Here is a 12,866-nt window from a genome sequence, read left to right as displayed (position 1 = left end):
CTGGATTAACCTTCGATCTTGCTGAGGTCAGCTACGGCCGAGCAGACCTGACGGATTTGGCTCAGCAGGTTCAAGCGGTTGCGGCGAACGATATCGTTGTCCGTGTTCACCTGAACCTCGTCAAAGAACGCATCGACCGGACTGCGCAAACCCGACATCGTGGTCATCGCTTTGGGGAAGTCCTCGGCCTTCAGCGCCGCTTCGATCTCACCCTGCGCTTGATCCAACGCGGCAAACAGCGCCTTTTCGCTGTCGGTCTCGGCAAACTTCGCGTCTGCGCCATAGGAGTATTCGACCCCGTCCTTTTCCTCGGCCTGCGTCAAGATGTTGTTGGCGCGCTTGAACCCCTGCACGAGGTTTTCGCCATCCTCGGTCGCGATGACTTCGTTCAGAGCCCGAGCGCGTTTGACCAACAGGTTGAGGTCGTCATTCCCCTCCATCGTGATACAGGCGTCGATGATGTCGTGACGGATGCCTTCCTCGCGGAGGAAGGTTTTGAGGCGGTCGTGGAAGAAGGAGAGCAGATCCGTAGGCACAGCCGATACGATGGCATTCGCCGCCTCAACCTGATGCGCCAGTTCATGCACGCGTTTGGCTGCGACGTCTTTATCCTCTTCGCTTGCCTGTACTTGCTCAGCCTTGGCCCCCAACAGGGCCGCTTGCCAATCAGGCAGTTTCAAAAGAACCTTCAATGCTGCTTCAAAGAACTCGGCCAGAGACAGGCGCAGATCATTCTCCAGAACCAGCCGGGCAACCCCCAACGCCGCCCGACGCAAAGCAAACGGGTCTTTCGACCCGGTCGGCTTCTCATCAATCGCCCAGAATCCGGTCAGCGTGTCCAGCTTGTCGGCCAGCGCCACGGTCGCCGACAGCGGTGCGGTCGGCACGTCATCCGACGGACCCAGCGGCGAGTAATGTTCCTGCGCCACTGCAGCCACGGCGGCGTCTTCGCCGGCAGCTTCGATATAATAGCGCCCCATAAGCCCCTGAAGTTCCGGGAATTCATAGACCATTTCCGAGTTCAGATCGGCCTTGGCCAGACGCGCGGCTTTTTCGGCCAGATCGGCATCCGCACCGGTCACCTTGGCCAGTTCGCGCGCAAGTGCAGCGATGCGGTTAATCCGTTCCGCCTGTGTGCCCAGCTTATTGTGGAAGGTCACATTCTCAAGCGCGCGGGTCCATTGGGCGATGTCCGATTTCGCAACGCGCAGGTCGTTCTCCCAAAAGAATTTCGCATCAGCCAGACGGGCCGACAGCACCTTTTGGTTGCCCGCCAGAATAGTCACGCCATTGTCTGCGGTTTCGCGGTTGGCAACGGTGATGAAGCGTTCGATCCGGCCCGTTTTCGGATTGTGGACCGAAAAGAACTTCTGATGCTCTTTCATCGAGGTCTGCAGCACCTCGGACGGCAGGTCGAGGAACTCCTCATCGATCTGCCCCATCAGCACCACGGGCCATTCGACCAGCCCGGCGACCTCGGCCAGCAGGCCCTTGTCGTCGACCATTTCCAGACCGGCGGCAAAGGCCATGTTCTGGGCGTCGTTCCAGATATGTTCAGCCCGGTCAGCAGGGTTCAGCACGACAAACGCGCGCTTCAGTTTGGCGGCGTAGTCATCGAACGACGTGACCGCAAATCTATTTGGCGCCATGAAACGGTGACCTGCGGTGGTGTCACCCGCTTTGACCCCTTCGACCTCAAGCGGAACAACCTGCGCGCCCGTCTCATCGGACAGGATGCAAAGGATCGAATGCAGCGGGCGCACCCAGCGCAATGAACCGCTGCCCCAGCGCATCGACTTGGGCCAGGGAAAGTTGCGAATGGTGGCCTCAAGTACTTCGGCCACGATCTCGGACGCCGGGCGACCCGCTTTTTCGATGGTTGCAAAATAGACCGCACCTTTGGGTGTCTCGCGTTCTTCCAGTTGGTCGCGGGTCAGACCAGCGCCACGTAGGAACCCTTCGATGGCTTTGTCCGGTGCGCCGACCTTGGGGCCCTTGCGTTCTTCACGGATTGTTGGACTTTCGGCCAGCAAACCTTCGATCGCCAGCGTCAGGCGGCGCGGCGTGGTTAGGGCAGCGGCCCCGGCATAGGTCAGACCGGCCTCGACCAAACCGTCAGTGATCCGCTTTTTTAGGTCCTCACCCGCGCGGGTCTGCATGCGGGCGGGGATTTCCTCGGAAAACAGTTCGATCAGCAGGTCGGGCATTTTCGGTCCTTAGAAATTGACGATCGTCTGAATGACGATGGCATTGGCGATATCCACAAAGAAGGCGGATACAAGGGGCAGCACGATAAAGGCAATAGGCGACGGGCCATATCGCTTGGTAACTGCGGTCATATTGGCGATAGCAGTTGGGGTCGCGCCCAAAGCGAAACCGCCAAATCCGGCAGACAACACGGCGGCGCGATAGTTGCCGCCCATGACCGGGAACAGCACCCAGATCACGAAAGCCACGGCAAACAGGGTCTGTGCCCCCATGATGACAACGATGGCCAGACCCAACTCGGCGATGGTCCAAAGCTGCAGGCTCATCAGCGACATGGCCAGAAACGCACCTAATGAAAACTCCGAAATCAGCGCGAGCGAGGGTGTACGCGACACCGGCGGTGCTTTTGGTGCCAAGGCCGCGCGCAGGTTAGCAACGACGATCCCCATAATTAGACAGGGCACGAACAGGGGTAGTTTCAACCCGGTTGCAAGGATCACTTCATTCAGAGACAGACCAAGAATGATCGCCACATTCAAATGCAGCAAAACCCGCATGATGGTCAGGTGGTCGATCTTGGCCTCATCCTCGTTGGGATGGTCCGGCAAGCCGACCGTGTGCTCTTCGTCTGGACGCTCTGGGGACAGGTTTTTGCCTTCGATCAAAAGGCGTGCAATCGGCCCGCCAACCAGAGCGGCCAGCACAAGGCCCAACGTCGCCACCGCAACGCCCAATTCAGTTGCGCCTGTCAGGCCGGTCGCCGCACCAACTTCGGGTGCCCAGGCAATTGCCGTACCATGACCGCCGATCAGAGAGGCTGACCCAAACAGAACCCCGGCCTGCGCGGGATAGCCAAAGGCCACGGCCCCAACCGCACCGACGAGGTTTTGTGCAACAATTGTCACTATCGTCAGAATAACAAGCAACAACAGAGGCTTGCCGCCGGAAATCAAGTCCGACAGGCGGGCATTCAGGCCGATCCCGGCAAAGAACACAATCAGCAGGAAATCCCGGGCGGCCAGATCGAAACTCAACTCAAGGCCCGTAACCAAATACAAAAACAGCAACAGGAATGAGGCCAGCAGGCCACCCGTCACCGGTTCAGGAATATTGAACTGTCGCAGCACAGCCACCCGCGCGTTGATCTCGGCCCCGATCAGATAGACCGCAATGCCCAGCGTGGCAGTCAGTAGATTTGAAACCTCATGCACGGCCTCGGTCATGGCACCCTCAGCTTTCGGGTCGCGGCGGGCATTCCTCACCCACCACGGTGCCGTCATAGGCCTTTTCACCGCAATTGTTCAGTGCGTGCCAGACATAGCCTTTGCCATCTGACGTCACGGCCACGATGCGGTCCACGCCATAGTGGATGTTCTTGGCGCCTACGTAGGCCTGTGCTTGCCCGGACTTCAGGGCCTCGGCAATGGCAACCGCGTCGTAACACTCAAACCAACCTGGCGCGGTCAGAGGTTCGGGGTTTTCGGCCGGCTGAAAAACTGCCAGTTCTTCGGTCGTCATCTCAGTCTCAAAACACGCCCGGTAGCGGATCGGAGAGCTATTCGCATCGATCGCCTGAAACGCCGAATATGGGATCGGTTGGGACTCATCTGCACCTTCGACCAGCAAAGCGACGTCCTTCCCCGGTTTAGCCTCGACGTTATAGTAGAACCCGTAGACCTGCAGGTAATACATGCCCACCCCGGCCAACACCGCGGAAACAAGAAGGATGATTGCAAGCAGTTTTCCGGTCATCTTCTGAACATCCCAATCACGCGGCCTCTTTCAAATTGGTAAAAAATAGGCCAGTTTCCAAACTGATACAGGTCGGAGCGAGGCTTTTCGAATGGACATGACCCTTGCCGTTGGGTTCTTCGGCGCGCTTTTTGCTATCATGAACCCAATCACCAACCTGCCGGTCTTCCTGAGCGTTACTGACGGCCTGACCCCCGCCGATCAGCGCAAGGTCGCCGCGAAAACCGCTACGTACTGCCTGATCCTGGGCGGAGCGTTTGCAGCCATTGGCAACCAGACGCTCGGCCTGTTCGGGATCAGTGTCGATGATCTGCGCGTCGCCGGTGGGCTGGTCGTTCTGATGATCGGCCTGAACATGCTGAACGGCAACGAAAGCACCTCGCACCACGGAACCAAAGGGGAAAAACAAGCCTACCCCGAACCTGCGACGGTGGCCTTCTACCCGCTGGCCTTTCCCATTCTGGTCGGGCCCGGCACGATCACGACGCTGATCCTGTACGCGCACCATATCGCGAAACCGATGGACGCCATCATCTATGCAGGCGTGTTCCTGGTGGTCCTGTTCCTGCTGTTCATCACATTCTGGAACGCCTCGGCCTTGGCCAAACGCCTGTCCGACAACGCGCGCGTGATCATGAGCCGTTTCATGGGCATGATCCTGTCGGCCATCGCAATCGGTATGATCGCAGATGGCCTGAAAGTGCTGTTGCCGGGATTGGCCTGAGCGCGCCATCAGGCCTCGAACCCGGCGGCCCCGGTCTGCACGAACGCATCGGCGCATTGCTTGGCCAGCGCCCGCACACGGCCGATATAGGCCTGCCGTTCCGTAACCGATATCACGCCCCGCGCATCCAGAAGGTTAAAGATGTGGCTGGCCTTGATGCACTGATCATAAGCCGGGTGCGCCATGATAATACGCTTGCCGGTTTTGGGGTCGTCATGTTCCTGCGCCAGAATGGCCGCGCATTCGACCTCGGCCTCTTCGAAATGACGCAGCAGAACCTCGGTGTTGGCCACGTCAAAGTTCCAGCGGGCGTATTCCTCTTCGGTCTGTTTGAAGATATCGCCATAGGTCAGCGGGCTGGGCGACTGCGGATCGTTGAAGGGCATGTCCATCACGTGATCAATGCCCAGCACATACATTGCAAGACGCTCCAGACCATATGTCAGCTCACCCGAAACTGGCGCACAATCGTGGCCTCCAACCTGTTGGAAATAAGTGAATTGGCTGACTTCCATACCGTCGCACCAGACTTCCCAGCCCAGACCCCAGGCACCCAAAGTTGGGCTTTCCCAGTCATCTTCGACAAAGCGGATGTCGTGCAGATTCATGTCGATACCGATGGCCTGAAGACTGCCCAAATACAGCTCTTGCAAGTCCGGTGGGCTGGGTTTGATCAGTACCTGGTACTGGTAATAATGCTGCAACCGATTGGGGTTTTCTCCGTACCGCCCATCGGTCGGGCGGCGCGAGGGCTGCACATAGGCCGCTGCCCACGGTTTTGACCCCAAGGCGCGTAGCGTGGTGGCCGGGTGGAACGTGCCTGCGCCAACCTCCATGTCATAGGGCTGCAGGATCGCGCAGCCCTTCGAGGCCCAATAGGTCTGAAGTCGCAGGATAATTTCCTGAAAAGAACGTGGTGCGCTGAACGGTTCGGTCATGACATTCCCTTTGGGCACGTTTGCGCCCGGTTCCGGTCGGTTTTGCCCTTCCTATGCAAGGGGCCAAGGGGCGTCAACGGGCCAATCGGGTCAGGCTGTCACTGCACCGCCACACTGGAAATTCCCCGTATTCCAGGCATGGCTTTCTGCGGTTCAATTCGCGTAGTCTGCCGCAAAGCTAAAACACTGCGAACACGGGCAGACAATGACACGCATATTCACTGTATTTTTGTTTCTATTTTCTATCGGCGCAGGCGCCGTATCAGCGCAACAGGACGCTGGGGTCTGGGTTCAGGTCGAGGCGCGCCCTTCGCTGCGCGAGGCACAAGAGCGCGCGCAGGCTTATTCAAACCTCCTGCCGGACGTAAACGGATTTCGCCTGAACTCTGGCTGGTATGCCATTGTTATCGGGCCTTATTTACGCAGTGATGCCCAGCAGGTACTGGACGTCTATCGGGCCGAAGGGCAGATACCTGCTGACAGCTACATAGCCTTCACCAGCTCTCTGGGTCAGCAGTTCTGGCCGGTCGGGGCGAACATCCTAGACCGGGGCGTGGTGGCGCCGCCCGTCGAAAACACTCCACAACCCGAAGCGACTGTCTCGGGATTGTCGGCTGAGCCCGCAGATGAAACCCGGTCGCAGGCCCTACAGTCCGAACGCCTGCTTACTGCGCAAGAGCGTCGGAATTTGCAGACAGCCTTGCAGGCCGCAGGGTTTTATAACGCCACAATTGACGGTGCCTTTGGTCAGGGCACGCGCCGTTCGATGGGTGACTGGCAGCGTTTCAACGGCTTTGAAGCAACCGGCGTTCTGACAACAGCGCAGCGCAAGTCGCTAATGGATGACTATAACGCGCCGCTGATCAGCGTCGGCATGGCGCGTTATTCAGACCCGCAGGCCGGGATTGATCTGGACCTGCCATTGGATGTTATTGCCTTTGACCGCTATGAGGCCCCCTTTGCGCATTTCAAAGGCACCACTGACTTGGATGCCAAGGCGTTGCTGATCAGTCAGCAAGGCGACAAGGCCACCCTGCGCGCCCTGTACGAGGTGATGCAGTCGCTTGAGATCGTTCCTCTGGACGGGCCCCGACAACTGCGCGGCGATCGCTTTACACTGGAAGGTCGCGGGAACGGTGTTGTCTCGTACACCCAAGCCGCGCTGAAGGACGGCCAGATCAAAGGCTTCACGCTGGTCTGGCCCGAAGGGGATGAGGCCCGCCGGGCACGGGTTCTGGCCGCGCTCAAGGCCAGCTTCACCACAAACAGCGCTGTTCTGGACGCAGGGGCCGGGGCGAATGCCGAGCAACGGATCGATCTTGTTTCTGGCCTGCAAATCCGCAAGCCGCGCCTGTCCCGGTCCGGCTTTTTCACCGATACCAGCGGTACAATCCTGACGGTATCCGAGGCCACCGACAGCTGCACCCGGATCACCCTGAACGACGATCAAGAGGTTCAGGTCGCCTGGGCCGATGCTGATCTGGGCGTAGCCGTTCTCCGCCCCCGCAATAGCCTTGCGCCGATCAGCGTCGCGGAATTTGGCACCGATCAACCGCGCATCCAATCCGAGGTCGCAGTGTCGGGCTTTTCGTATCAGGGCGCACTGGGCGCTCCTACGCTGACCTATGGCCTGGTCACTGACGTGCGCGGCCTGAACGGAGAAGACGGTGTCAAACGTCTAGCGATGGCCGCTCAGCCGGGCGATGCGGGTGGGCCTGTTTTTGACGGCGCCGGACAAGTTGTCGGCATGCTGTTGCCCACCCCGTCTGACGGGCGCACCCTGCCCGCTTCGGTCAGTTTGGCAGCCACGGCGGAACGGTTGAACGCCGCGCTTGAACAGGCGGGCGTGTCAGGCCAACCCGGTCAAGCGACCGCCGAGATCTCGCCCAATGAACTCAGCCGCAGGGCCAACGGCATGACCGTTCTGGTGCATTGTTGGGATTAAATTGATCTGCAAAAGAGGAACGCCGCCCCGTTGGGCGGCGTTTTTTGTGGCTACACGATATCAGGCGTCATGCGGATCAGAGTTGGAACCGGTGCATTAAAGGCAGCGCGTACGGCAGCCTGCATCTCTGCCAAACTAGTGGGCGCGGCAGACAGGGCCCCAAAAGCTTCGGCCAGTTTGCAGAAATCCGGGTTTTGGGCGATTACCGCGTTCGGCGCGATCTGACCTCGGACCATACTGTCTTCGATCTCTTTCAGCTTGCCGTTGTCCCATAGGATAATGGGCAGTGAAAGGCCCAGCTCGACCGCTACGCCAAGCTCCATCATTGTATAGTGAAACCCATAATCCCCTGCGATCACAGCTGTTGGTTTTCCCCGGCGGGCAACCGCGCCGCCAATACCAGCGGGCAAGCCATATCCCAAAGTGCCAAACCCGGTTGGGTGGTGCCAGTGATAGGGGTAGGCCATATCCCAGACCTCTTTCCCGGTATAGGCGATTTGGGTCATGTCGGAATAGATCATCGTATCCGCAGGCATGGCATCGCGCAGAGCATCAAGCACCGGAACGATTCTCGGCCGCTCGGCATCTACCTCGGCGCGCCAGCGTCTGCGCGCCTCGGTGATTTCTTCCGGAGCCCAACCCGTTGCGGGTTTCACCTTGTCAATCGCACCCCACAAGGCATGCGCAAAGCTTTCCCCATCGGCTTGCAGCTTGATGCCAGCACGATGGTGATCAGACAGAACCTTAGGATCAAGATCGACGCGCACCAGATGGGTGCTGTGCCCCAGCGTGTCGCGCCACAGGTCAACCTCGCCCAGTTCCGCGCCTACCGCGATTACCAGATCGGCGGACCCGATCACCTCGGCGCTGCCGGGGCGCGTCAGCATGGCGCCAAAATCCAGCGCATAGCCCTGCCCGGCCATCCCGCGCCCGGCAAATGTTGTGAAACAGGCCGCGCCCAGTTCTGTCAAAATTTGCCGCCACAGATTGGAGCGCGCCCCGCCACCCAGAATGAACAGCGGTCTGCGCGCGATATTCAACAAAGACATGACCGGAGCAATATCGGGCGGCAAAACCTTGGTGCGCAACCCCGGCTGATTGGGAAATGGCGCAGGGTCGGCATCGGCTTCAAGCTGGGCAATCGGTACCTGAATATGTTTGGGGCGCGGGCGGGACAGTTCGAATTCTTCAAAGGCGCACTCGACCAACCCATAGGCGGCCTGTGCGGAATTGGCCTGCCGCGACCAGTCAGTCACGGTTTCAGCCGCCCCGCGTTGATCCTTCATCTGATGCAATTGCCCATGCACCGCCTGTGTTTCGTCCAGACACGACGACATCACCAACAAGGGCACCGAATCCGCATAGGCCTGCCCCATCGGTGTCATGATATTGCACAGCCCCGGCCCGGTGATCACATAGGCCACGCCCGGCTTGCCGGTTGCGCGGGCATAGCCATCAGCCATGAAACCCGCCCCCTGTTCGTGCCGGGCCAGTACATGCGTGATGCCTGCCTCTTCGATGCCGCGATACATTTCCTGATTGTGAACACCGGGGATGCCGAAAATCACGTCAACACCCCGATCTTTCAACATATGCGATATCTGGGCACCCAAGGGTCTTTCCATCAATTTCTCCAGAATTGGACGGTAAACAACGCGTAGACGGCCAGCAACTCCAGCCGTCCGACAAGCATGCCGATGGACAACAGCCATTTGGCAGTGTCATTCAACTCGGCAAAATTCCCTGCTGGGCCGATCTGGCTGCCCAGCCCCGGTCCCACATTGGCCAGTGCCGTCGCAGCCCCCGAAACCGAAGTGATGAAATCCAGCCCTGTCAGCGCAAGCGCCCAGGCCAGCACGCCCAACGACAGCACGAAGAACATGAAAAAGCTCATCACCGAGGTCAGAACATCCGTCCCGATCGTGCGTCCGCCATATTGCGGGGTAAAGACACCGTGGGGCGAGCGGATGCGACGAATTTGGGTTTTGATCGACGCAAACAGCAACTGATACCGGAAAATCTTGATCGAACAGGCAGTCGAGCCCGCGCAACCGCCGATCAAGCCGATCAGAAAGAACAGCATGACCGGGAAGCTGCCCCAGGTCATATAGTCGACGCTGGCATAACCTGTGCCTGAAATGATCGACGTGATGTTGAACAGCGATTCCCGAAACGCCTGTTCCCAATGATGCGGAAAGACCGTGGTCAGAAACACTGCCATGACCACGACCAACACAAGGATCGTCACAAGGAAGGTCTGTATTTGGCTGTCCTGCCACAGAGAGTTTGTGTTGCCGTTGGCAAACTGAACGTAACGCACGAAGGGTAACGCCGCGAGGATCATAAAGACCGCCGCTGCATATTCCGTCGGTCCGGAAAAGCTGGCGAAGGACGTATCATAGTTCGAAAAACCTCCGGTCGCGATCGTTGTCATCGCATGCACGATGGCGTCAAAGAAGCCCATCCCCAAACCGGTATAGACGAGCATGCATACAAAGGTCAGAAAAACGTAGATCAGGGAAATCTGCCCCGCGATCTCTTGCGCGCGTGGCAGGATTTTCCCCATGGTTTCAAAACCTTCCGACCGGAAGATTTGCATCCCCCCCACGCGAAGTTCGGGCAGGAACACCATGGCGACAACAATGATGCCGATGCCGCCCAGCCATTGCAACAACCCACGCCACAGCAGCAAGCCCTGTGGCAGATCATCAAGTCCGGAGATGACGGTCGAACCAGTGGTTGTCAGACCCGACATCGCTTCGAAATAGGCGTCAACAAAGCGCAGCTCGGTCTCGCCAAAAAGAAACGGGATTGCACCGAAAAAGGGCAGCGCTACCCAGACACCGGTGGTCAGCAAAAAGGTCTGACGGATAGTCAGACCTTCGCCCACCCCGTTCGAACAGCTGATGGACAGAACAATGCCCGTCAGCATGGTGATGATGCCACTTTCCAGAAACACATGCCATTCGCCGCGGCCTTCGATGAGATCCGCAAGCAAGGGCAGCATCATGGTCGCCCCAAGAATGGCGACCAACAGGCCAATCACATATCCAACCGGGCGCATGTCCGTCATGAGGCGCAGCGTTGGCGCGCCTGCACGACTGTGTCAAGCGGATGTCCCGTTTACTCGTCGGTTTTGCTGACGGGTGTGGGCATCACGGGTGGTTTCGAAGGCGCGCGCGTTCGGCTTTGAGGTGCCGAAGGTTTGGTTGTGCTCGCCAAGGGCGCCACTGGCTTAACCGCAACTTTTGGGCTTGTCGGCGTTGTCGCAGGTGCAGCCGGTTTCGCGGCATGTGCCTTGGGCGCAGCAGGCTTGGCCATTGCTTTTGGCGCAGCAGGCTTGGCCGCTGCTTTTGGTGCCGCAGGTTTGGCCGTTGCTTTTGGTGCCGCAGGTTTGGCCGTTGCTTTTGGTGCCGCAGGTTTGGGCAGGACGGGTTTCACCTCGGCCTTGGCAGCTACGACTTTAGGCTCAGTCTTTGTAACTGTGGGCTTGGCCGCCGTTTTTGCCACCGATGGCATTGGCGATTCGGCTTTAGGAGTCGTTTTCCTCTTGGCCTGAACGCTCGGCTTGGGTTTCGGCTTGGCTTTCGCCGTTGGCTTGGTAACTGCAGCTTTGGACTTGAACTCGGGCTTCTTCTCTGCCGACGCGGGAGCCGAGCATGACGCATGCAGGGCCTGCACTGGAACGAAAGGCAACTCCATGGCCGAGTTTGCCAATATTTGCATGATCTTCAGTTGGTTACTGACCGCGTAACCGGCCATTCGAATAGCCGCCGCCTGAAACTCAAGCGGTTGGGTAATCGGATTCATGAGTCATATCTCCTGTAAAAGCGATGCAACCTTCAAAGGAAAGAACGATCCTGCCCCGCCCCGTTCTCTGGGACGGATGTACAAGACCTGAAATCCCCGGGCGTCGCACGTCACGGCTTCCTATCAGAGTGGTCTGAGGGCTGGCAGGCACACACACCACGGCTGCATTCCACGCCAGTCTAGCGCGAAACACACTGCGGGTGCAGAAATTTTGCTGCGGTGCGGCAAAATTTCGCCAATTGGATCAAATTGAGACTTACCCGACGTGGAACAGGGTCGTGAATAGCCGGGGGTCCAGACTGGGCGAAACAAAAGTTGGCCCCTCGGTCAGAACCGACACTGCGTCATGGCTGTGCAGGCTTTCCTGATGGCTGGCCACCACCCGGAAATCACCAACATGATGATCGGCCAGAAGTTCGGCGCAGAACAGACGTGCGGCATCTTCGACAAAGATCGGATTGGCAGCGTTCAACTCGGCAAAGGCTTGTTCATCCTCGCGTTTGACCATCACCTGCGTTTCCGTCGGCACCGCACGACGGCACAATGCGATCAGGTCCTCGAACCACAGGCAATCCGCCTCGCAATCCAAAACAACGGAAATCCGCGCGACAGAACGCTGAGAATGCGGCGTCGCCAATTGCCCTCGCGTAGACCGCGCGTGTTCGCTCAGCTCAAGCGAACATGGGCAAGTCGAAGAATAAACGTAATCCAGGTGGATAATCTTCTGGCGCACGCCGTTTTGTTCCACCAACTCCAGCGCGATGTCGTAGTATTGATACCCCGCCAGCCCCGAGCGCAAGCTTTCCACCCGGTCCGGGTAAGAAAATCGCATCTGTATCCGTGCATCAAAACTGTCCAGATCGGTCATATAGTCGTTCAGCGCGGCTTCAATGACTTCAAAGCTGAACGTGCGCTCGGCATGTTTGTAGAACGAACGCATGATGCGGGACATGTTTATGCCCTTCTTTTCCGCCTCAAGACTGACGGTACCGGTGACCGAAGTCTCAAGCGTCAGGTCGTCACCATGCTTACGGTGAAACCGGATCGGCAGGCGGAAATTGGAAATGCCTACATGCTGAATTTGCTGTTTGGCCCCACGGATCAGGCTGGATGGCCCGTTCTGTAGGTCCGGCAGTGATGCACGATAGGCTGCATCAACTTTGAAGTTCTCGGCATATTCCCGCGACAGCGAAGGGTAATTCACCGGAACAACCCCGGGCACCAGACGCGCAACAGCCGGATCAAGCTGACTGATTTCAGCTTCGGTCGCGGACTCGGCCCATTTGCGCAGCGTCTTCAGCGCGGCGGCGGCGTCATCTTTATCAGGTGCGTCTTCAATGCTGCGGGGGTGCACGTTCATCGAACGGGGCTCCTTGGTTGGTCGCCGGAATATATACGGGATCGGCAGATTTTCCAGTCTAACCTTATACGCGCAAAAACAAAGCCTGGATGAATATTAACACAGGGCGCAACACCTGCGCCCTGTGCG

General features: G+C 58.4%; 10 protein-coding genes. 2 read left to right on the top strand and 8 right to left on the bottom strand.

Annotated features, from left to right (window positions below; translation table 11 throughout):
• Positions 1 to 5: 5 nt before the first annotated feature.
• Genes glyS through RUE5091_RS23520 form a run of 3 tightly spaced genes read right to left on the bottom strand, consistent with a single transcriptional unit; the run spans position 6 to position 3,960 of the window.
• The gene (glyS, locus tag RUE5091_RS05635; protein ID WP_058280914.1) at positions 6 to 2,207 is read right to left on the bottom strand and encodes a glycine--tRNA ligase subunit beta; all 2,202 of its coding nucleotides are present in this window, start codon (positions 2,205 to 2,207) and stop codon (positions 6 to 8) included.
• A gap of 9 nt (positions 2,208 to 2,216) precedes the next feature.
• Positions 2,217 to 3,431: a sodium/glutamate symporter gene (gene gltS, locus RUE5091_RS05630; RefSeq protein ID WP_058280913.1), complete on the bottom strand. Its 1,215-nt coding sequence runs from the start codon at positions 3,429 to 3,431 to the stop codon at positions 2,217 to 2,219.
• A 7-nt stretch (positions 3,432 to 3,438) separates the two neighbouring features.
• Positions 3,439 to 3,960 carry a DUF6446 family protein gene (locus RUE5091_RS23520; RefSeq protein ID WP_058280912.1) on the bottom strand — a complete coding sequence of 174 codons (522 nt, stop codon included), beginning with the start codon at positions 3,958 to 3,960 and terminating at the stop codon, positions 3,439 to 3,441.
• Between the two features lie 91 nt (positions 3,961 to 4,051).
• Between RUE5091_RS23520 and RUE5091_RS05620 the strand changes: the two genes are divergently transcribed.
• Entirely contained in the window at positions 4,052 to 4,684 is a 633-nt protein-coding gene (locus tag RUE5091_RS05620) for a MarC family protein (RefSeq protein WP_058280911.1), read from the top strand.
• Positions 4,685 to 4,692: 8 nt separating this feature from the next.
• Here RUE5091_RS05620 and RUE5091_RS05615 read toward each other — a convergent pair whose 3' ends face one another.
• The gene (locus RUE5091_RS05615) at positions 4,693 to 5,622 is read right to left on the bottom strand and encodes a glycine--tRNA ligase subunit alpha (protein WP_058280910.1); all 930 of its coding nucleotides are present in this window, start codon (positions 5,620 to 5,622) and stop codon (positions 4,693 to 4,695) included.
• Positions 5,623 to 5,827: 205 nt separating this feature from the next.
• Between RUE5091_RS05615 and RUE5091_RS05610 the strand changes: the two genes are divergently transcribed.
• Positions 5,828 to 7,567, top strand: a complete 1,740-nt coding sequence (locus tag RUE5091_RS05610) for a serine protease (RefSeq protein ID WP_058280909.1) — start codon at positions 5,828 to 5,830, stop codon at positions 7,565 to 7,567.
• A 50-nt stretch (positions 7,568 to 7,617) separates the two neighbouring features.
• Here RUE5091_RS05610 and RUE5091_RS05605 read toward each other — a convergent pair whose 3' ends face one another.
• The 4 genes from RUE5091_RS05605 to folE2 form a co-directional block, all read right to left on the bottom strand.
• Positions 7,618 to 9,192, bottom strand: coding sequence for a thiamine pyrophosphate-binding protein (locus RUE5091_RS05605; RefSeq protein ID WP_058280908.1), 1,575 nt, complete (start codon positions 9,190 to 9,192; stop codon positions 7,618 to 7,620).
• Positions 9,192 to 10,640, bottom strand: coding sequence for a TrkH family potassium uptake protein (locus RUE5091_RS05600; RefSeq protein WP_058280907.1), 1,449 nt, complete (start codon positions 10,638 to 10,640; stop codon positions 9,192 to 9,194). The genes RUE5091_RS05605 and RUE5091_RS05600 overlap by 1 nt, the downstream gene beginning before the upstream one ends.
• Before the next feature lie 50 nt (positions 10,641 to 10,690).
• On the bottom strand, positions 10,691 to 11,377 hold the full coding sequence (locus RUE5091_RS23055) for a hypothetical protein (protein WP_131726278.1): 687 nt from the start codon (positions 11,375 to 11,377) through the stop codon (positions 10,691 to 10,693).
• Between the two features lie 256 nt (positions 11,378 to 11,633).
• Positions 11,634 to 12,737, bottom strand: a complete 1,104-nt coding sequence (gene folE2, locus RUE5091_RS05585; RefSeq protein ID WP_058280904.1) for a GTP cyclohydrolase FolE2 — start codon at positions 12,735 to 12,737, stop codon at positions 11,634 to 11,636.
• Positions 12,738 to 12,866 lie beyond the last annotated feature (129 nt).

It is taken from the genome of Ruegeria denitrificans (assembly GCF_001458295.1).
Lineage (GTDB): Bacteria > Pseudomonadota > Alphaproteobacteria > Rhodobacterales > Rhodobacteraceae > Ruegeria > Ruegeria denitrificans.
The sequence above is the reverse complement of the archived record's forward strand: the minus strand, read 5'-3'. Positions and strand labels throughout refer to the sequence as shown.

Bases quoted from the DNA above. Each gene is read 5' to 3' on its own strand.
- glyS (WP_058280914.1), bottom strand. From the start codon at position 2,207: ATGCCCGACCTGCTGATCGAACTGTTTTCCGAGGAAATCCCCGCCCGC.
- gltS (WP_058280913.1), bottom strand. From the start codon at position 3,431: ATGACCGAGGCCGTGCATGAGGTTTCAAATCTACTGACTGCCACGCTG.
- RUE5091_RS23520 (WP_058280912.1), bottom strand. From the start codon at position 3,960: ATGACCGGAAAACTGCTTGCAATCATCCTTCTTGTTTCCGCGGTGTTG.
- RUE5091_RS05620 (WP_058280911.1), top strand. From the start codon at position 4,052: ATGGACATGACCCTTGCCGTTGGGTTCTTCGGCGCGCTTTTTGCTATC.
- RUE5091_RS05615 (WP_058280910.1), bottom strand. From the start codon at position 5,622: ATGACCGAACCGTTCAGCGCACCACGTTCTTTTCAGGAAATTATCCTG.
- RUE5091_RS05610 (WP_058280909.1), top strand. From the start codon at position 5,828: ATGACACGCATATTCACTGTATTTTTGTTTCTATTTTCTATCGGCGCA.
- RUE5091_RS05605 (WP_058280908.1), bottom strand. From the start codon at position 9,192: ATGGAAAGACCCTTGGGTGCCCAGATATCGCATATGTTGAAAGATCGG.
- RUE5091_RS05600 (WP_058280907.1), bottom strand. From the start codon at position 10,640: ATGACGGACATGCGCCCGGTTGGATATGTGATTGGCCTGTTGGTCGCC.
- RUE5091_RS23055 (WP_131726278.1), bottom strand. From the start codon at position 11,377: ATGAATCCGATTACCCAACCGCTTGAGTTTCAGGCGGCGGCTATTCGA.
- folE2 (WP_058280904.1), bottom strand. From the start codon at position 12,737: ATGAACGTGCACCCCCGCAGCATTGAAGACGCACCTGATAAAGATGAC.